Raw genomic sequence first — 18666 nt, 5'->3', positions numbered from 1 at the left:
GGCGTTGCAACTATGCTACAGCTTAGACCCTACCAGCAACAAGCCCTCGACGCCCTGTTCGACTATTGGGGAGAAGAGCCCGGCAATCCGCTCCTAGATCTTGCCACCGGCACGGGCAAGTCTCTCCTGATGGCGGCCGTTAACGAGCGCCTCATCACAGGCTGGCCCGACATGCGGATCGTGGTCGTTACCCACGTCGCCGAGTTGATCGAGCAGAACTACAAGGAGCTGCTCGGAATATGGCCGTTTGCGCCGGCGGGGATTTTCTCTGCCGGACTCGGCAGGCGGGACGCTCATTCGCAGATCCTGTTTGCGGGAATTCAGACCGTGCATTCGAAGGCGCAGCGCATCGGGCATGTCGATGTCCTGCTCGTCGACGAGGCGCACCTGATTCCGCAGAAGGCCAACACGATGTATGGCCGGTTTATCGCAGACCTGCGCGCGATCAATCCCGACATGAAGATCGTCGGATTGACGGCGACGCCTTTCCGGCTGGGGCAGGGGCGTCTCGACGAGGGTGACGACCGGCTGTTCGACAAGGTGATCTACACCTACGGAATCGCGGACGGAATCCGCGACGGCTATCTGTCCCCGCTCGTGTCAAAGGCGACAGAGACGGGCTTCGACCTATCAGGCGTTCAAAAGAAAGGCGGCGACTATGTTCCCGGTGCTTTGCAGGCTGCTGTCGATCGAGACGAAACTACTCGGGCCGCTGTTGACGAGGTCGTTGGCTATGGTCGCGAACGGCGGTCGTGGATGGCGTTCTGTGCTGGAGTTGAGCACGCTCATCACGTCCGAGATGAGATTCGTTCGCGAGGATTTTCTTGCGAGACGGTCACGGGCGACACGCCAAAGCAGGAGCGGCGCCGGATCATCGAAGACTTCAAGGCCGGACGCGTCCGCTGCCTGACGAACAACAGCGTTCTTACGACGGGTTTCAACGCGCCTGCGGTGGACTTGATTGCCGCCATGCGACCGACGCTGTCACCCAGCTTGTATGTGCAGGCTGTGGGGCGGGGCACGCGGCTCGCACCCGGTAAGGTCAACTGCCTTGTGTTGGACTTCGCCGGCTGGGTTCGAACACACGGGCCGGTCGACGACGTGCGGGCTCGCAAGCCCGGTAAGGGGCAGGGTGAGGCGCCGATCAAGGTTTGCCCTTCGTGCCATAGCATCGTCCATGCTTCGGCGAGGACATGCGCGGATTGCGGTCACGAGTTCGAATTCGAAGACAAGCCGAAGCACAAAGCGACGGCGGACGCCGGGCCGATCTTAAGCAGTGCGGCCGCCGAGTGGATGCCGGTTTATCGGCGCGAGTTCAAATACCACGACAAGCCCGGCGGCACGGATAGTGTTCGCGCTGAGTTTTCGATGGGGATGAACAAACACAAGCTTTGGCTCTGCCCGCAGCACACGGGATTCGCAAAGCAGAAGGCGGATCGGTTCTGGCGAGATCACGGCGGGCAAGCGCCAGCGCCGAAGACTGTCGTCGAGTGGTTGGAACGAGCCGACGAGCTTCAACCAACCGGGGAAATCAGCATCAAGCCATCGGGCCGTTACTACGAGGTGACGGGCTACCGCGTGGCGAGTGAAGAGAAGGAGGCAGCGTGATGACCGTATGCGGAGTCGGAATGCACAGTCACGCAGATAGAGGCGACGACTTCTACGCCACCCCACCCGAGGCAACTCGCGCCTTGTTGGCGGTTGAGCGAAAATGGCTTCCTGGCGGCACCATATGGGAGCCTGCCTGCGGAGACGGGGCCATCGCCCGTGTGCTGTTAGAAGCCGGATATAACGTCTACGTAACAGACTTGGTCGATCGCGGTTTCAGCGAAGGAAACATCAACTTCCTTACAACGAACATCGACCCACGTGCCGCTGCAATCATCACGAATCCTCCGTTCAAGCTTGCACGGGAGTTCGTCGAGGCCTCGCTCCAGCGCGCGCCTTACGTTGCCATGCTGCTGCGGCTGGCCTTCCTCGAAGGTGCCGCACGCAAGCCGTGGTTTGAGGCTGCGCCACTTGCTCGTGTGCATGTCGCCTCGCGCCGCCTGCCGATGATGCACCGCGACGGCTGGACCGGACCAAAAGCTGGGAGCGCTGTCTGTCATGCGTGGTTCGTGTGGGACAAGCGGCACGAAGGTCGGCCGCAGATCCAGTGGTTTGACTGGAAAGACCACATGCCCGCTGCCAACGACAACGATGCAAAGGCGGTGGCAGCATGAACCCAAACCACGAACCGGCCGAATGTCACGTCTGCAGTCGCCGCGCTGATGCGGTCGGCATCGGTGACGTAAACCGCCCCCGCTGGCTCTGTACCGAGTGCAGCCTGATTGCGAAGCAGATCCGGGAGACACGGCGGCTCGACATGTACGAGGTCGCCGCTGTCGGCGACGCGGTCAACGTCGTTGGCTCCTACCTGTCGGAGATCAACAAGACAGACCTTTCAGAGTTTGAGGACATCGAGGCGCGCGAACTCGTCAAGCGTGCCGTTGTTGAGTTCGGCGACAGTCTTCGCCGTCAGATCCGCGCTCACAAGGCGCCGTTTTAGGGGAGTTGAGAATGCGAGTTCAGGTATCTGGATTTCTGGCAGCGGTCTTAATTGCGGCAGCCCTGGCTTGGCTGACGGTCCTGCCGACGATCGGCTTCTTGTGGTCCTTGGGAGTGCTGCAATGACCAATGAAGGAATGAGCGCAGAGGAGAAGCGGCTCCGGGACTTCCATCTATCAATGTTGATCGCTGACCTTCGGCCATTTGCTGAAAGGCCTCTCGGAAGCATTCGGATCGACATGGAGGACGTGCGGGTCATCCTCGCTCTCTACGACGAGTTAGAAGCCATCAAGCACAAGGACACTCAGCCATGAATGAGGTGATCGAGAAGATGGCGAGGGCAGTGGACCCCGAAGCATGGGCMGTGTCRGACGCGTACGCCGAATCTAGGGAYCTCGACTGGGTGGCAGTGCAAGATTTGGCGCAATCAAACCAGCGCATTCAGGCGAGCATCGCCCGCACTATCGCCGCCCTTCGCGCATTGAGAGATGGCGTAACGGAGGAGATGGTGGGGGCGACCATCAAAAAACAGGCGGAGGTCATGTACTCGGCGCAGTCTCCTATCCCGAACGTGTCGTTTGTGCGGATGGGCATCACCGCCGCCATTGACTCCATCCTTCCCAAAGAGAGCGGAGAGACACAGTGAAGGAAGCTTTCAAAGTAGTCCTCAAGCGCTGGTCCTATTGGGTTCCTATCGCGATCCTCGGGTGGATTGCCGTTCACAATTGGGGTGTAGGCGCGACACACTGGCAAGACATGGGATCAGTCCTCGTCTTTGGCGCTCTACTGATCTTCGATGACCTCAAAGAACATGGCGGAGAGAAGCCGAGTGTCTAATCAGTCTCCCTACGCTCTCGTCGGCGCGAAACTCGTCGACAATGGCTATTCCTGCATTCCGTGTCGGCCGGGGTCTAAACGCCCCGGCTCGATGTCGTTTGGGGAATGGTACGGTAAGAACGACTGGCAGCAGTATTGCGACCGGTTGCCTAGCGAGTTCGAAACCCGTGCCTGGTCCAAGTGGCCGGACGCGGGAGTCTGCATGGCGCTCGGCCTCGGCGGTGTTGTTGCCGTCGACATCGATACGGACGATCCCGAGATGTGCGCCGCTCTCGCCGCGGTCATTCCGCCTTCGCCGGTTGCGAAGCGCGGCGCGAAGGGCTTCACGGCATTTTACCGAGCGACCCCCGCCGTGAAATCTGCCGCATACAACGTCAATGGCGAACGCGTCGTCGATCTCCTCGCACACGGAAAGCAAACTGTGCTTCCGCCGACACTACACCCGGAAAACGGCCGCCCGTATATTTGGGTAACGGACGATACGCTCGAGTTCGTCACGCCGGAGCGTCTGCCCGAGCTTCCCGACGATATCGCCGAGCGCATTGCTGACGCCTTAGATCCGTTCGGATACACACCGATGCACGCGCCTAGGCCGAACGGCGACGGCTACGGCAATTCGATCTGGCGCGATCTCAACAGCGCGGCGCTCTCTCGCCTTGAAGATTGGGTTCCCGCTCTCGACCTGCCGAAGCTGAAGCCCAATCACAAGGGCTATCTCGCCGTCGCGTTCTGGCGACCCTCAAACCGTGGGCGGCCACTCCATGACCGAAACTCGAATCTCAAGATCACGCGCGACGGCATCAAGGACTTTCACGACGGCGACCGGGGATACACGCCGCTTGACCTCGTCATGGCTGCTCTAGGCTGCGGCTTGGACTACGCCGACCAATGGTTACGGGAGCGGCTGGGGTATCAAGAGCCGGACCTCTACGGGCTGGAACCCTGGTTCCCAAAGCCGCCAGCAAATGAACCGGAAGTCGACGCACCGACCATGCCGGCCCCGCAAGTCGCGACGGTTGCCGCCCCGCGAGCGAGCGTGGACCCGTTCACGCCGCAGGCGGCCGGCGGACTGCTGCAGGTCATAAGCCAGTGGATCCTCGACAACGGCCGGCGCCCGGTTCGGGAATTCGCCATCCTCGGCGCGCTGTCTTTCGTCTCGGCGCTATACGGCCGGCGGTTCGTCGGTCCAACCGGTGCGGGACTCAACGTCTACATGGTTGGCGTGGCGGGGCCGGGGTTCGGTAAGGATCATCCACAAAAGGCACTTCGCACGCTCGCCACCGACACCGCGCTCGACAAGCTGATCGGGCCGGGGGAGGTGACTTCCGGTTCGGCGATCGAAAAAGCTGTCCGCCGAGAGCCATGCTTTATCATGCCCTGGGATGAGATCGGCGTCGTTCTACAGTCCGTGAACGGGCGTACGGCGTCATCCTGGGCCCAGACCATCCGGAAGGTGCTCCTCGAGCTGTACGGGCTTTCTACGGGCATCTGGACGGGCAAGGAGCATGCCGACCCGAAGAGGGAGGCAGCGACGCCGATTCACTGCCCCACGGTGTCACTGCTGGGCATGACGACGCCAACGACCTTCTACAAGGGACTGACAGAGGAATCCCTCTCCGACGGTTTTGTGGCCCGTCTCACCGTCATCGAGGCGCTGAACAGGCCGGACAGGCATGTTGCGCCACCGCTCATCGTGACACCGCCCTCGCTCGTCGCCGCCCTCAAGCAAGTCACGACCGATATGCCGAAGGTAGGCGGAAATATGTCCCGGTATGCCGCCGGCGACATGCGGCCGTCACTTCACGCGGTGCCATGGGAATCGGAAGACGTCGAGAAACGATGGATAGAAATCGAAGATTGGCAGATTGCAGAGATCGAAGAGAACGGCGCGAGCGACGGTGTCGTTGGTCGTGCGGCCGAACAGACGATCAAATACGCCACGATGCGAGCGCTATCCCGCGACGGCTCTAGGGCCCGCGTGACGCGAGACGACATCGAGTGGGGCTATGCGATCGTCCAACGGTCGCTTGACAGCATCTCGCGCGGCATTCGGGACCACATGGCCGGCTCGCAATTCGAGGAGCTGTGCAAGGCGGTTCTGTTGGCCCTGAAGCAATCGAAATCGGGGACGCTACCGCTGTCCGTGCTGTTGCGGGCGCGCGGTGTGTCGAAGGCGGAAGACAGGCTCGTTCGATCTGCGATCGACCGCTTGGCGGCCGTCGGCGATATCGAGCAGCCAGTCAAAAAAGGACGCGGGCTACAGGTTACACTCATGGGCTCCGGACGCCCGAAAGAGGAGGCCGCGTGAATTGAATCGGCATTTACAGTTTGCAATTAGCGCTTCGAGTTAATTGCATAATTGTAAATCGCTTACAATTAGCTTTCCCTTATGCCGTAAGGGTTTCAATGAGTTAATTGTAAATAATGACATATATATAAATCACGTAGAATCCTATGATCTAGAGAGGACTCTCTATGATCTAGGCAATTCCAMAAACCACGGAGACACAAACATGCGAGCATCACGCCGACCCGTTGCAACGAAGCCCGATCGTGAATGGCGCCATCAGGGTGCGGCGGTAACTGCGCTGCGCCGCATGCGCGACGCAGGCTGGCCTATCCGGATCGAAGGCGACATGAACGCGGCGAGACGGAGCTTGCGAGAGATCGGCTTGGCGAAGGCAACCGGGCTAAATTCAGGGTCTGCCGATCTTCGAGTCTACATCAAGGGTCCGCGGCTTTTGCTCATCGAGTACAAGACGACGGACGGAGATCTCAGCCAGGACCAGGAGGACGCGCACGCCGAGCTAAGGGCGTTGGGATTTGAGGTGATCGTGGTCCAGGAGCCAACCCCAGAAGCTACCGCCGCTCTCACACTTGCCTTAGTCGAGGCCCGTCTGCCTGGAAACGACAACAACCCCGTCTCATCCCTTGACGTCGCCGCCTAGAATTTGTTACCTTGTGATATCGCGCCCATCGAGCGCGAGTCGGAGCCGCCAACTCCCGCCACCCGTTACCGGGTCCTTTCTCTCCCATCGTGGAGCCTTCCCATGACTGCACAAGTTATTGCGCTCACGCCCAAGGAGCGTGAGCTTCGCGCCGAGGCAAAAGCCATCAGAAAGCAAAAGACCCGCATTACGACCCGGCAATCGATCGGTGACGGCTGGGACGGCAAGGCCGACAACGACAACGTCAATTGGCCGCTCGTGAAGGCGCTGTTCGCCGAGGGTAATCACGACCTCGTCAAGTACGCTATTCGCTATCGGCAGATTGAAGCCAGCGCGACGAGTGATCAGCAATTGACTGGCACAACGCCGACGGAAGGCGACTATCTCGTCGTCGCTCACGAGACGTCTTTCAATCACAAGGGTGAGGTTGTTTTTGGCCGCGTGCGCCGCTCACTATCGGCGGAAGCGATCGGCGACACGCCGCCGCGTCAAGCGAGCCGCACGGGTGAAACCGTCATGCACGCATCGGCACCGGTGGCGAAGAAATGGAATGGCGACCGGAAGGTCAACGACATGATTGACGACCGCGTGTTGTTGGCGCGCCTTCGAACTCGCCTTGGCGTGATCGTCGAGCCCTTCGAAGATCTGGTTCTGCATGGGAAGACTTACGAAGCGGTCGGGCGTCTCATGGGCATTGGCAACCACGCGGGGGCAAAAGGCGCGGCCTGCGCAATGGCCCATCTTGGACTGATCGCGGTCCGCGATGAACTCGGCGAGATACGTCGGGAGGATCTGGCGGCGTAGCGTATACTCAGTTCGGCTCCAGGCCACCTATATATGAGAGATACGAGTTTGGGTCGCCTTCGGGCGGCCCTTTTTGTTTGGGGTAGGTCTCGCTACGGGCACCGGATTTATGACCGGCCAGCCGCACGCAGTGCCCCAATCCACTTTGATGCAGCGGCGTTGAAGGAAACGCATTCGATGGCGGGGTCCGTAGGCATTGCCTCTGGACGGGTTTATGCCCCGAGCCGGTATCAAGCCCGGCCTGCATCAATTCATACAGACGGTGTTCTTGGCCCGGTTCGTAGCTGTCTGATGTGAGAACCGGCTAAACGGACGGCGGCACCCGTTGCCACAAACTTAACCCGCCACCTATTGCCTTTCGTCGCAGCACCGGCTTCGTATGTGTCAGCCCGGATAGCCAAAGGTTCACCGCATGGGGGCCGGCTGCGCGAAGGATTTTGCTAGCGGGACTTCCTGCTCAATAGATCAACCGAGTTTTCTTATTTTCGGCAAGAAAATTTTGAGTATGCCTAAGTGCTCAGTCTTGCCGAAATAGACGGAATCGTCCACCGCGAGTTGCCGAACTACTAAGAGGTCCTTTGTGGATTTGAGGCCGGCCGTCAGCTGTCTAGCAAAGGCGTCGATTGCGAGCCCTGACTGAACCAACCAGAATGAGGTAGGCTCCCCCCAAGATGCTTGCTGCCCTCGTGCTTTAATCATTGCGTTCAGCATGGATTGATATCTCGTCTGGTAAGAACCGTCCGATTCAATCCTGAATGTCACCCAATAGTCAGCCACTGCTCGCCTCCCTACGTAGCTTGGCTGTATCCGACCACGGAACCACTTGAGAGTCGACTCTGACAAACAGTATTCACGCGGATAACTACCCCGGCTCACGCATAACAGCGAGTTGATCCTCTGCCCACTTCCGAAGGTACCTTGTGTTTCGAGGGTCAACACCCGCCTGGATCGCTAGCGAAATCGCAGCGCACGCGAAGATGACGGCCTCGGGGATAGCAACCGGCTCGCCGGTGTCCCGCCGACGTCCGGCCTCATAATTCTCGACGGATCCCTTTGATATCCCAAGAGCTTCGGCAACTGCTTGTTGGGATCGAAAACCAACTCGTTTGCGCCAGGCCTTGAACTGATCAGGGGTCATGCTAATCTCCTCGCAAGGGGTGACACCGATTTACCTCCGTGGGAGACCGGGCTTTTGCCCGATCCCCCTTCGCCTTATCTGAAGATCAGGATGAGTTCCCGTCCAAGGAACCTGATCGACAGGACGACTTTCGGAAGTTTCATACGGTGTCACCCCCTTTCGGTTCGTCAGGCACAATCACCTGACCAAACCTTTATAGAAAATTCGTACTCAGTACGCAACTGATTTCTTCGTAATCAGTACGATTTTTTCTTCTCAGATCAGATTGCAATCCCCATGCCACCTCGCAAAGGCCTCAAGGTTGTGAAGCCCTTCGGCACGCCTAAGGCGGTCGTCGAGGTTTTGAGCGAAAGCCTCGTGGCGGCGCAGGACGATGAAATCCTGGCGATTGCCGTGATCGAAGTCCGGCAAGGTGGCGATGTCGCCTACTACACGGCCAACGCCGAGGCGTTCCGGCACCAACTGTATGCCGGATGCGGGTATGCGATGCGGCATATCGAAGACGACGAGTAGACTTGCCTTTTCCATCTCATTCCAATCACCCCGGCGCGCTTCTCTCCTTCTCGCGCTGGGTGTGTGCGGCGGGTTGAGTGCGCCAAGCCCCGGCTAACGCCTGGCAGTACGTGCGCTCCCCGCCGCGTTCATTCATGAGGTATCCATGCTCGCCATAATCCTCGATCGCATTCGCAAGGCATGTCGCCCGCCGGTCCCGTGCTTTGGGTAGCCGCACTCCCGAGGCGGCACGATATCGGCGTCTCTACAAAACACCCCGATGGCAGGCGTTACGTGCATCCAAGTTGACTGATCAGCCACTATGCGAGCGCTGCCTACAGCGTGAGATCGTGGAACCCGCAACTGTGGTCCACCATCGTACTGCCCACAAGGGTGATGAGCATCTGTTCTGGTCCTTCGATAATCTGGAGTCGTTGTGCAAACCGCACCACGACAGCGAGGGGCAGAGGGAAGACTTAGGCCAGACCATTGTGACGTTCGGTCTTGATGGTTGGCCTGTTGAGGAGAGAGCATGAGTAAGGCGACCATCGTTCGTGATCACAATGGCAAGCTCGATATCCGAGTGGATGGACAGCCTGTGCATGGTGCGAACGTGACAACCATCGGTACTGTTGGTGAAGAGCAAGCGGTTGTCGTTGTCATCCCTCTCAAGCACGTGACGTTCGGCGAGGCCGACAACGTGGTGTCGATGAGTCAACGGCTTTGGCCTTCGTGCGAAAGCGCTCGCGGCGACGCCCTCTAGGCCAGGGGGGGCACTCGAAAGTCTGGAGCCTCCCAGTTCCCGGACCGCCGTCCCCCTCTCAATTTAGACGCCGCATGTTTTACATCAATTTTTGTGGATTAGGTCAGAGTCATGGGCGCAAGAGGTCCGCGCCCTGAAACGCCGGAAATGCAGGCGCTGAAGGGCAACCCCGGCAAGCGAAAGAAGCGTGCACCGTCGATAAAGCCGACCGGCGATGTCTACATCCCAAACTATCTCAATGACGACGCGCGGCAGTGCTTCGAGATGATCGTTGCCGCCATGCCTCCCGGCACCTACGCGGCCACCGATACCGGTGGCGTTGCCGTCTACGCCGAGGCGTGGGCGGACCACAAGCGCGCGACCGAAGCACTCAAGACGATGCCGGCCTTAGTGGCTGGCTCGACCGGAAACCTGACGCAAAACCCGTGGTTCAAGATCAAAAACGAAGCGGCCCGGATCATGATGTCCATGGGCGACCGGCTAGGGCTGGATCCAAAGGCACGGGCAGGACTCGTAAGGTCGGACAAGAAGCCGGCGTCGAAGTTCAGCGGCCTGATTGGGCAAAGCGCGGAGAAGGCGTAACCAGCAAGGGCCGTGATCGCGCACAACGCGTTATCGACTTCATCGAATTGCTTCGCGTCCCGAGCGGCGAGGGGCAGGGCGGTCAGCTAAAATTGCGACCGTGGCAAAAGCAGTTCGTTTTTGACCTGTATGCGCCGCACGACGCGAAGGGGCGTAGGCGCGTTCGCCGCGCTATCCTGTCGGTTGCCCGTAAGAACGGCAAGACAGCGTTGATTGCCGCCCTGGCGTTAGCGCATCTTGTTGGGCCGGAAGCGATCGACAACGGCGAAATCTATTCAGCCGCGACCGAACGCGAACAGGCCGGACAGGTGTTCAAGTTCGCGCGACAGATTGTCGATGCGGACGCCGACCTTTCGGCGCTGATTACGGTTGTTCCGTCAACCAAGACGTTGCTTTGCAAAAGCAACGGCTCATTCTATCGCGCACTGTCAGCCGAGGCCGGCAGCAAGCATGGTTCGAACCCGTCTGTTTGGATCTACGACGAGCTGGCGCAAGCGCGCGATCAAGAGCTTTACGAGGTCCTGAACACCTCTCAGGGCGCCCGGCAAGAGCCCCTCGGGCTTGTGATTTCGACGCAATCGCCGGATCCGGAGCACCCGCTTTCGCGGCTGATCGACGACGGACTGGTCGCCAACGATCCGACCGTTCTCGTGCACCTCTATGCGGTGTCGGACGACGTCGACGACATTCTCGACGAGGAGGCTTGGCGTGCTGCAAATCCGGCTTTGGGCGATTTCCGCTCTGTCGAAGATCTTCGCGCTTTGGCTGTTCAAGCAAGTCGCATGCGTTCGATGGAGTCATCGTTCCGCAACCTTTATCTTAATCAGCGAGTGGACCAAAACTCGCCGCTTATCCCGCGGTCAGAGTGGAAGGCTTGCCAAACTGGCGAAACTCTACGGCTGGGCGAAAGAATCTATCTCGCGCTCGATCTGTCCGGCGTACACGATCTGACTGCACTTGTTGGCATCTCGGCCGAGCCTGGCGAAGAGCGCCTTGGCGCTTGGCATTGGAAGCCGAAAGAATGGGTGCATGACCACACCAAGCGCGATCACGCGTCATACGACGTTTGGGCGGCTGAAGGTTGGCTTGAAACGCCACCCGGTCGAGCGATCGACTACGGCTTTGTGGCCCAGCGGATTGCCGAGATTCGGAACGATTTTGAGATCGTTGGCTTGGCCTATGACCGGTGGCGTATTGAGCAACTGCTCGTCGAACTAAATCGTATCGGCGTCGACACGTACATCGAGGGCAAAGACAAGGTCTTCGACGGCGCGCTTCGGCTTGTCCCTTGGGGACAGGGCTACCGCGACATGTCGCCGGCGGTCGAAGCTCTCGAGGCCTCGGTCGTCCATCGGCGCCTGAAGCATAACGGCAACCCGGTTCTTGGGTTCTGTTTCGCAAATGCGATCGTGACGAGCGACCCCTCGGGCAACCGAAAACTCGACAAATCCAAGACGCGATTTCGAATCGACGGCGCCGTCGCAACGGCAATGGGGCTCGGCCTGAAGGCGCGGGACAACGTCGAGGAAGGCGCTGGCAATCTCGATGAATACCTTTCCAGCCTGAAAGCGGCCGCATGAACCTATTRCAAAAAATGCTGGAGCCATTTCGGCGGCCCTTGCGCGTTACAGACCCTATCGGTTGGAGGGATTCTGGAAGCCCAAGTTACGCAGGCGAGAATGTCACTGAAACGAGCGTTCTTGGCCTTTCTGCCGCTTGGGCGTGTGTGAATCTGCTTTCGGGTACGATCTCAACCCTTCCGTTGATGGTCTACAAGACGGATGGGAAAGGGTCTCGGCGCGTTGCGGCGGATCACCCGCTGTACCGGTTGCTGCATGACAGTCCGAATTTCGATCAAACTGCGGTTGATTTTTGGGACTTCACCGCTGCCAGTGTCGAGCTTCAGGGGAATGCGTATTCGCTGATCACTCGAAACGGCGCAAAGATCACCTCTCTGCACCCAATCCGTCCAGACATTGTCGCGGTACGGCGACTGTCCAGCGGCGATTTGGAGTACCGCTGGAGTGAAGACGGTAAAGCCTACGTCGTCAGCCAAACCGACATGCTGCATATACGCGGCTTTGGCGGAAACCCGCTTGGCGGCATGTCAACGCTCGCTTTCGGCCGCAACACCTTCGGCCTTGCAACAGCCATCGACAAAGCGGCCGGCTCGACGTTCGCAAACGGCCTTCGGCCTTCTGGCGTGCTCACATTCGACCAGTTCTTGAAGGCAGATCAGCGCGAGATCGCTGAAAACCAGCTCGTCGAAAAGTTTGTCGGGTCTATGAATGCCGGGCGCCCAATGGTGCTCGAGGGCGGCACGAAGTGGGAGCAGCTCACAATCAACCCCGACGACGCGCAAATGCTGGAATCGAGGGGCTTTTCAGTTGAAGAGGTGTGCCGTTTCTTCGGTGTTCCGCCGTTCATGATCGGGCACACAGAGAAAAGCACGAGCTGGGGCACGGGCCTCGAGCAGCAGACGCTTGGGTTCGCAAAATTCACGCTACGCCGGCGTCTAAAGCGCATCGAGCAGGCGCTTGAAAAGCAACTGCTTACGCCAGCCGATCGAGCGAGCGGCATTTCAATCGAGTTCAACCTTGAAGGCCTTCTACGCGGTGACAGTGGAGCGCGATCTGCGTTCTACAACGCCGGCCTTGCCAATGGTTGGATGACTATCAACGAAGTTCGCGCGCTTGAAAACCTCCCGCCTGTTGAAGGTGGCGACGTTCCGCGCATGCAGATGCAAAACGTGCCGATCACCGAGGCCGGGAAACTACCCCCGCCCGCTCCGGCCAAAGGACCATCGAATGAAGACGCTTGATTTTGCCTTCAAGGCAGAAGCCCCGGATGATTCTGGCGAGTTTGAAGGATACGCGTCGACATTTGGAAATGTCGACCAAGGCGGCGATGTTGTCGACCCGGGCGCGTTCGTAGCGGGCATCGAGAAGGCAAAATTAGAAGGCCGGACGATCCCCCTCTTATGGCAACACGACCAGCACGAGCCGATTGGATACTGGAAGGACATTTCCGAGGATTCCAACGGCCTTTTCGTGAAGGGCCAACTGCTCGTCGATGTGGATCCGCTGGCAAAGCGCGCCCACGGCTTGCTGCGCGCAAAAGCTCTCGGTGGCATGTCGATAGGCTACCGGGTTCCGGCCGGTGGCGCCCAACCTGACGCGAAAAACAAGGGCGTAACGCGCTTAAAGACGATCGACCTTCGCGAAATTTCCCTCGTCACCATGCCGATGAATATTCAGGCCCGCGTGACAACGGTCAAATCCATTCTGGAGGGCGGCAGCATGCCGACCGTCCGCGAATTCGAGGAGTTCCTGCGGGATGCAGGCGGCTTCTCCAAGACCCTTGCAGCCGCCATTGCGAGCAAGGCAGCGCCGCATCTTCGGGGGGATCCCGAGGCGAAGGCGAACGACGCTGTCGCGTTTCTGGAAGCACTCCGGCGCGGCTGATTCATTCCTCTCTGCCTCGAAAGGCAAACAATGTCTGATACGAAAACCGCCGAGCAGCTTGCCGGCGAAGTGAAAGCCGCGTTCCAAACCTCGCTTGATGCTGTGAAGGCCGTTGCCGAGCAGGCGATGGGCGAGGCCACCAAGAGTGGCGAGCTTTCCACGAAGACCAAGGAAACCGCCGACGAAGCTCTTCTCAAAATGAACGCGCTGAACGAGCAGCTTTCCACTCTTGAGCAGAAGCTTGCGCGCACCCGCGACGGCGACGACGAAGACGCCAAGAGTCTTGGCGAACAGTTCGTCGAAAGCGAAGGCTTCAAGTCTCTTGCCGGTAGCGCAGGCCAGCGCGGCAAGGCCAACCTGGAAGTCAAGGCAACGATCACCCTCGCAACGACCAATGCGGCGGGTTCTGCCGGCGCTGGCGTCCGAACCTCTCGCCTGCCGGGCATTCTGGAGCTTCCACAGCGCCGCCTCACTGTCCGCGATCTTATTTCGCAGGGCCGTATGGACGGCAACTCGCTCGAGTACGTCCGTGAGACCGGCTTCACGAACAACGCGGCGACGGTCGCGGAAGGTGCTGACAAGCCAAGTTCGGACCTGAAGTTCGACCTCGTCAATACCAATGCCAAAGTCATTGCGCACTGGATGAAGGCCTCGCGCCAGGTGCTCGACGACTTCTCTCAGCTGCGTTCCATCATCGACCAGCGTCTCCTCTACGGTCTCGCCTACAAGGAAGAGGCTCAGCTGCTGAACGGTGACGGCACAGGCCAGAACCTGCTCGGCATCGTGCCGCAGGCAACTGCCTACGTCGCTCCCGTCACGCTGACGAACCCGACCAGCATCGACCAGATGCGCCTCGCCATGTTGCAGGCGGCCTTGGCTGAGTTTCCCGCTACGGGGCACGTCATGAACCCGATCGATTGGACGGTCATCGAAACTCTGAAAGATGCTGGTGGAAACTACATTATCGGCAATCCGCAAGGTACGATTTCGCCGACGCTTTGGGGGCTGCCGGTCGTCACTACACAAGCAATGGCAGTCGACAAGTTCCTGACTGGCGCTTTCAAGCTCGGCGCCCAGGTCTTCGACCGTTGGGCGGCTCGTGTGGAACTTGCAACCGAGAACGACAAAGACTTTACCCAGAACCTCGTGACGATCCTGGCGGAAGAGCGTCTGGCTCTTGCGGTCTATCGTCCCGAAGCGTTTATCTACGGCGATTTCGGTCGCGTGGCCTAACAGCAACGAAAAGGCGGCGTGCATTTTGTGCGCCGCCTCCTTTCCTCTTGATGGGAGGCCCGAATGGCCGAAATTCATACCTACGAAGTGCTTCGCCAGATGGACGGCGACAAGACATACTACCAGGGCGACACGCGCGAGCTTTCCGAGAGCGACGCGAAACACCTTGTCAATTTGGGTGTGCTCCGCAAGGCCGAGCCGGCGGCTCAGAACAAATCCGAAAAAGCACCCGCGAACAAGGCCGCAAAGGCCAAGGAGTCGCGCGATGGCGAGAACTAAGGCACAGAGTCAACGAAGCATTGCCGGGTTCATCGGCGCTAAGGGCGGCTTGCCAACGGTGCCGACAAATTCTGTCTCGCCAAGCATCACCGGAACCGCACAGGTCGGCGCGACGCTTACGGCGGCAAATGGAACGTGGGCCGGCCGCGAGACGCCGGTGCTTTCCCGACAATGGAACGCGGCTGGAGTCGCAATCCCTGGTGCCACGGCAGCGACCTATGTCCCCGTGACAGCTGATATTGGCAAGGTGATCACCGTCACCGTCACCGGCAAAAATTGGGCCGGGAAACTTCTCAAGACGAGCGCGGCAACGGCCGCAGTTGTGGCTTAAAATGCTGATACCAGTCACCGACGCGGCGCCTGTCGTCGCACTCCCTGAAGCAAAGGCGCACCTTCGCGTCGACTTCACGGACGACGACGCATACATCACGTCGTTGATTGTCGCAGCAACAACGGCGGTCGGCGACCGCACAGGGCGGACTCTTGGTTTGCAAGAGTTCGACTATCGTGTTGATTCGTTGCGCCTTACACCCGCTTGGTGCGGCGCTATCTGGTTTCCGGCGCCGCCGCTCGTGTCGGTGGCATCCGTGAAATACGTCGATGCTGACGGCGTTGAACAGACGCTCGAACCCACAAAGTACCGCGTTTTCGGCGTTGGAACGAGCAGGGGTGGCGGGATCCGCCTTGCCGAAGGCTCTTCCTGGCCCGCGGTACGACCCGGCCTTGAAGCCATGACGATCCGCTTCACAGCGGGGTATGAGGCGCCGCCGGAACCTATTCGGCATGCAATACTTATGATCGTCGGTCACCTCTACGCGCACCGCGGCGAAATGGTGAAATCAGACCTGATGGAGGATCCGGCCATTAAGTCGCTGCTCGCACCATATCGCGTCTTGGGGGTGTGATGCAGAACAGCGGCAACCTCAACAACCGAGTCCGCTTCGAACGGCAAGTACCGGGCGCAGACGACAGCTACGGCAACCCGCTGCCGGCCACATGGACCGAGCTAGCGACGGTTTGGGCGGCCTTCCGGCCGAAGTTCGGGCGCGAACAACTCGAGGCCGGAGGGCTTGAAAGCACGATGACCGGCGCACTTACGGTGCGAAGGTCTGCAGCGGTGGCCGCCGTTACCGCCGCCGACCGCGTTGTATTCACGGCCGGCCCCTATGCCGATCGAACCTGTCAAATCCGGTCAATCGTCCCGACGATGGATAATTCGGGCATCGAATTCCTGCTCGAAGAAGGAGTCGCCACCTGATGCCGCGAGTCACATTCAATCGAGACTTTGACTTTCGCGTCTCTCCGGGCGCCGTCCTCGCCAATCGAGCCGGTCAGTCGGCCCTAATCACCACGCCGCACGCTAAGGCGGCTGTAGAGGCTGGAGCGGCCACCTATGACGACGGTAACGGGCCGCGATCGGCTGGCGGCAAAGCTGGCGTCGATTCAGGGGGCGCCGCGGAAGGCAATTCACGACGCACTCCAGCAGAGCGCCCAAGAGATCACGGCGGCGCAAAAGCGCCTCGCGCCGAAGAAGACCGGAGCGCTAGCGAATAGCATCGGGTACACCTTCGGAGTCCATAAGGCAGCGAATGCGAATGTGCGCGGTGTCGCGGCCGGCGGCGGTGGTGCTGATCCCGATCTCAGCGTGACGCTTCATGCCGGGGACGCAAAAGCGTTCTATGCCGCGTTCATCGAATTCGGCACTGCGGGACACGTCGCGGGCGGCAAGTTTGCGGGCACGTTCATTCCGCCGGGTCCGGCGCAACCCTACTTCTACCCAGCCTATCGATCGCTGAAGCGGCGCACAAAGTCGCGCATATCGCGCGCAACAACGAAATCAATCAAACAGGCGGCCGGTAAATGAGCGATCCAGCTTTGCCCTTGCAGGCTGCCTATGTCGCGCGCCTCAGGGCGCAGGTGGCCGCGGTATCTGGTCGTGTCTACGACCGCGCGCCGCAGCCAACGACATTCCCCTATCTTCAAATTGGCGACATTCAAACGATCAGCGACGGCGCGGACTGCCTCGATTCGACCGAAATTTTTGTGACGCTGCATGTGTGGTCGCGGGGAATCGGGCAGGTCGAATGCCGCCAGATTGCGGCCGCATGCCGGTCCGCTCTTCACGAATGGTTGCCAGCGCTCGTCGGCTTTCGCTGCGTCGAGCACACCCATCAAGACACGCGGACTCTTGACGACCCTGACGGGATCACGAGCCATGGCGTTTTGACGTTCCGGGCGCTCGTCGACCCGGTCTAATCACTCACAATAGGAGGCTCGCCCACATGGCAGCACCAACGACTTTCCGCTTCGGTGCGGGCGTCTTCTCTATCGGCGACGGCGCGACGCCGACCGAACTTTTCACGAAGATCTGCGGGTTCACCGAGTATACGCTCGCAGTCGAAAAAGAGACCAACGATACGACTGTGCCGGACTGCGACGACCCAGACGCTGCGGCCTGGACCGAGCGCGATGTCGTCTCGCAGGCCTGGTCCGCAACGTGTTCTGGCGTACTCGCCAAGGAAGCCCTTCCGCTGCTCGAGGCCGCGACTTTCCAGTCCGCGCCGACGAATATCCGCTTTGACCTCATCGGCGCGGGCACCGGAACGGGAACCCCGAACAAGCGCTATACCGGTCGCGCGCACATCCGCCACACGATCACCGGCAGCAGGGGCGAAAAGGTTCAGGTTGAGGTGACGGTTGAAGGCGACGGCGCGCTTATCGCAACGAACGTGGCGGCTGCCTAATGTCACGCGACGCGTCGATATCGTTTGATTGGGCGGACGGTCATCACCGGTTCCGCCTCCCGATTGGTCAACTGCGGGAGCTGCAGGAAAAGACCGGCGTCGGCCCGATGCGGCTCTTTTTGCGGCTTATGGAAGACGACTGGAAGGTTGACGACCTGCGCGAAATCATGCGGATCGGATTGATTGGCGGTGGCATGTCGCCGGTTGAGGCCCTTGACCTTGTCCGGCGGTATGTTGATGGCCGTCCCCTCGTCGAGACGCATCCGCACGCACTATTGGTCATTGGCGCCGCTCTCCACGGTAGCGAGCAAGAGCCGCAGCCGGGAAAAGAGGAAGCGCCCGACGCGGCGACGGACGCGACCTTATCGAATTCGCCGCCTTCTACGGCAACGGAGTCGTAATGGGAATGTCGCCGCCGATCGTCGACCAGATGAGCATCTGGCAGTTCCTTGCGTGCAAGGACGGCTGGGATCGCGCTCACGGCGGCGAGGAAGGCAAGGAAATGAGCGACGCTGATTTCCAGGCGGCAAGCGACGTCTACGACGCGTTTCCTGATCGCATTGAATAGTTAGGCGCGGGGCGCCGTATTCCGCACGATGTCTTCGAGCAACTCGAGGCCATAAGCGAAGCCTAATAGCGGCGCCCCCGCCAACAGCATTCCTATGCCCCATGGCAAGGTTACGAGCATCGCGCTTCCGGCGAGAAAGCTCGCCCCGATGGCAACAAATCCGCACAGAACGCTGATAACGCCGAAAAAGCGCAGCAACCCTTTAGCCATGGACCCCTCCCGTTTGTTTGGGAAGATTTACACGCTGAGAGGCCGAATTGGCAACAG

28 protein-coding genes are annotated in these 18666 nt (G+C 59.8%); 25 read left to right on the top strand and 3 right to left on the bottom strand.

Annotated features, from left to right (window positions below; all coding sequences use genetic code 11):
• Positions 1-12 precede the first annotated feature (12 nt).
• The 8 genes from AC1DT3_RS00505 to AC1DT3_RS00470 all read left to right on the top strand — a co-directional run bounded on the left by AC1DT3_RS00505 (position 13) and on the right by AC1DT3_RS00470 (position 7136).
• Positions 13-1608, top strand: a complete 1596-nt coding sequence (locus AC1DT3_RS00505) for a DEAD/DEAH box helicase (RefSeq protein WP_477463257.1) — start codon at positions 13-15, stop codon at positions 1606-1608.
• A gap of 20 nt (positions 1609-1628) precedes the next feature.
• Positions 1629-2222 (top strand): hypothetical protein, encoded by a 594-nt coding sequence (locus AC1DT3_RS00500; protein WP_477463256.1) that lies wholly within the window; start codon positions 1629-1631, stop codon positions 2220-2222.
• Complete coding sequence (locus tag AC1DT3_RS00495; protein ID WP_477463255.1) at positions 2219-2548, top strand: DUF6511 domain-containing protein; 330 nt, start codon at positions 2219-2221, stop codon at positions 2546-2548. Before AC1DT3_RS00500 ends, AC1DT3_RS00495 begins: the two co-directional genes overlap by 4 nt.
• A 309-nt stretch (positions 2549-2857) precedes the next feature.
• A complete protein-coding gene (locus tag AC1DT3_RS00490) occupies positions 2858-3193 on the top strand; it encodes a hypothetical protein (RefSeq protein WP_477463254.1) in 336 nt (111 codons plus the stop codon).
• Complete coding sequence (locus AC1DT3_RS00485; RefSeq protein ID WP_477463253.1) at positions 3190-3384, top strand: hypothetical protein; 195 nt, start codon at positions 3190-3192, stop codon at positions 3382-3384. Before AC1DT3_RS00490 ends, AC1DT3_RS00485 begins: the two co-directional genes overlap by 4 nt.
• Positions 3377-5692 carry a bifunctional DNA primase/polymerase gene (locus tag AC1DT3_RS00480; RefSeq protein ID WP_477463252.1) on the top strand — a complete coding sequence of 772 codons (2316 nt, stop codon included), beginning with the start codon at positions 3377-3379 and terminating at the stop codon, positions 5690-5692. Before AC1DT3_RS00485 ends, AC1DT3_RS00480 begins: the two co-directional genes overlap by 8 nt.
• 205 nt (positions 5693-5897) lie before the next feature.
• A complete protein-coding gene (locus AC1DT3_RS00475; protein WP_477463251.1) occupies positions 5898-6332 on the top strand; it encodes a VRR-NUC domain-containing protein in 435 nt (144 codons plus the stop codon).
• Positions 6333-6434: 102 nt separating this feature from the next.
• On the top strand, positions 6435-7136 hold the full coding sequence (locus tag AC1DT3_RS00470; RefSeq protein ID WP_477463250.1) for a hypothetical protein: 702 nt from the start codon (positions 6435-6437) through the stop codon (positions 7134-7136).
• A 465-nt stretch (positions 7137-7601) separates the two neighbouring features.
• Here the strand turns inward: AC1DT3_RS00470 and AC1DT3_RS00465 are convergent, their stop codons facing one another.
• Positions 7602-7913 carry a hypothetical protein gene (locus AC1DT3_RS00465; RefSeq protein WP_477463249.1) on the bottom strand — a complete coding sequence of 104 codons (312 nt, stop codon included), beginning with the start codon at positions 7911-7913 and terminating at the stop codon, positions 7602-7604.
• A gap of 85 nt (positions 7914-7998) precedes the next feature.
• Positions 7999-8274 (bottom strand): helix-turn-helix domain-containing protein, encoded by a 276-nt coding sequence (locus AC1DT3_RS00460; RefSeq protein WP_477463248.1) that lies wholly within the window; start codon positions 8272-8274, stop codon positions 7999-8001.
• 276 nt (positions 8275-8550) lie between these two features.
• Here AC1DT3_RS00460 and AC1DT3_RS00455 point away from each other — a divergent pair, with 276 nt between their 5' ends.
• The 17 genes from AC1DT3_RS00455 (at position 8551) to AC1DT3_RS00375 (ending at position 18399) form a co-directional block, all read left to right on the top strand.
• A complete protein-coding gene (locus tag AC1DT3_RS00455; protein WP_477463247.1) occupies positions 8551-8787 on the top strand; it encodes a hypothetical protein in 237 nt (78 codons plus the stop codon).
• Positions 8788-8990: 203 nt separating this feature from the next.
• The gene (locus AC1DT3_RS00450; RefSeq protein ID WP_477463246.1) at positions 8991-9302 is read left to right on the top strand and encodes an HNH endonuclease; all 312 of its coding nucleotides are present in this window, start codon (positions 8991-8993) and stop codon (positions 9300-9302) included.
• Positions 9299-9529, top strand: a complete 231-nt coding sequence (locus tag AC1DT3_RS00445) for a hypothetical protein (RefSeq protein ID WP_477463245.1) — start codon at positions 9299-9301, stop codon at positions 9527-9529. Before AC1DT3_RS00450 ends, AC1DT3_RS00445 begins: the two co-directional genes overlap by 4 nt.
• Before the next feature lie 147 nt (positions 9530-9676).
• Positions 9677-10111, top strand: coding sequence for a phage terminase small subunit P27 family (locus AC1DT3_RS00440; protein ID WP_477463244.1), 435 nt, complete (start codon positions 9677-9679; stop codon positions 10109-10111).
• Between the two features lie 47 nt (positions 10112-10158).
• The gene (locus AC1DT3_RS00435) at positions 10159-11691 is read left to right on the top strand and encodes a terminase large subunit (protein WP_477463243.1); all 1533 of its coding nucleotides are present in this window, start codon (positions 10159-10161) and stop codon (positions 11689-11691) included.
• On the top strand, positions 11688-12932 hold the full coding sequence (locus tag AC1DT3_RS00430) for a phage portal protein (RefSeq protein ID WP_477463242.1): 1245 nt from the start codon (positions 11688-11690) through the stop codon (positions 12930-12932). The genes AC1DT3_RS00435 and AC1DT3_RS00430 overlap by 4 nt, the downstream gene beginning before the upstream one ends.
• The gene (locus AC1DT3_RS00425; protein WP_477463241.1) at positions 12919-13575 is read left to right on the top strand and encodes an HK97 family phage prohead protease; all 657 of its coding nucleotides are present in this window, start codon (positions 12919-12921) and stop codon (positions 13573-13575) included. The genes AC1DT3_RS00430 and AC1DT3_RS00425 overlap by 14 nt, the downstream gene beginning before the upstream one ends.
• A 30-nt stretch (positions 13576-13605) precedes the next feature.
• Positions 13606-14808: a phage major capsid protein gene (locus tag AC1DT3_RS00420; protein ID WP_477463240.1), complete on the top strand. Its 1203-nt coding sequence runs from the start codon at positions 13606-13608 to the stop codon at positions 14806-14808.
• Positions 14809-14871: 63 nt separating this feature from the next.
• On the top strand, positions 14872-15087 hold the full coding sequence (locus AC1DT3_RS00415; RefSeq protein WP_477463239.1) for a hypothetical protein: 216 nt from the start codon (positions 14872-14874) through the stop codon (positions 15085-15087).
• Positions 15074-15418, top strand: coding sequence for a hypothetical protein (locus AC1DT3_RS00410; RefSeq protein ID WP_477463238.1), 345 nt, complete (start codon positions 15074-15076; stop codon positions 15416-15418). Before AC1DT3_RS00415 ends, AC1DT3_RS00410 begins: the two co-directional genes overlap by 14 nt.
• Position 15419: 1 nt before the next feature.
• A complete protein-coding gene (locus AC1DT3_RS00405; protein ID WP_477463237.1) occupies positions 15420-15992 on the top strand; it encodes a head-tail connector protein in 573 nt (190 codons plus the stop codon).
• On the top strand, positions 15992-16345 hold the full coding sequence (locus tag AC1DT3_RS00400) for a phage head closure protein (RefSeq protein ID WP_477463236.1): 354 nt from the start codon (positions 15992-15994) through the stop codon (positions 16343-16345). Before AC1DT3_RS00405 ends, AC1DT3_RS00400 begins: the two co-directional genes overlap by 1 nt.
• 135 nt (positions 16346-16480) lie before the next feature.
• Complete coding sequence (locus tag AC1DT3_RS00395) at positions 16481-16951, top strand: HK97-gp10 family putative phage morphogenesis protein (RefSeq protein WP_477463235.1); 471 nt, start codon at positions 16481-16483, stop codon at positions 16949-16951.
• Positions 16948-17343, top strand: a complete 396-nt coding sequence (locus tag AC1DT3_RS00390; RefSeq protein WP_477463234.1) for a DUF3168 domain-containing protein — start codon at positions 16948-16950, stop codon at positions 17341-17343. The genes AC1DT3_RS00395 and AC1DT3_RS00390 overlap by 4 nt, the downstream gene beginning before the upstream one ends.
• A gap of 26 nt (positions 17344-17369) precedes the next feature.
• Positions 17370-17831: a phage tail tube protein gene (locus tag AC1DT3_RS00385; RefSeq protein ID WP_477463233.1), complete on the top strand. Its 462-nt coding sequence runs from the start codon at positions 17370-17372 to the stop codon at positions 17829-17831.
• Positions 17831-18232, top strand: coding sequence for a gene transfer agent family protein (locus AC1DT3_RS00380; protein WP_477463232.1), 402 nt, complete (start codon positions 17831-17833; stop codon positions 18230-18232). Before AC1DT3_RS00385 ends, AC1DT3_RS00380 begins: the two co-directional genes overlap by 1 nt.
• A gap of 5 nt (positions 18233-18237) precedes the next feature.
• Positions 18238-18399 carry a hypothetical protein gene (locus AC1DT3_RS00375; protein WP_477463231.1) on the top strand — a complete coding sequence of 54 codons (162 nt, stop codon included), beginning with the start codon at positions 18238-18240 and terminating at the stop codon, positions 18397-18399.
• On the opposite strand, the gene AC1DT3_RS00370 is transcribed toward AC1DT3_RS00375, so the two are convergent.
• Positions 18400-18609 (bottom strand): hypothetical protein, encoded by a 210-nt coding sequence (locus AC1DT3_RS00370; RefSeq protein ID WP_477463230.1) that lies wholly within the window; start codon positions 18607-18609, stop codon positions 18400-18402. It lies immediately after the preceding gene.
• Between the last annotated feature and the right edge of the window lie 57 nt (positions 18610-18666).

It is taken from the genome of Microvirga sp. P4_G7 (assembly GCF_056401005.1).
Note: the sequence above shows the minus strand (reverse complement) of the source record. Positions and strands in the feature narration are given on the sequence as shown.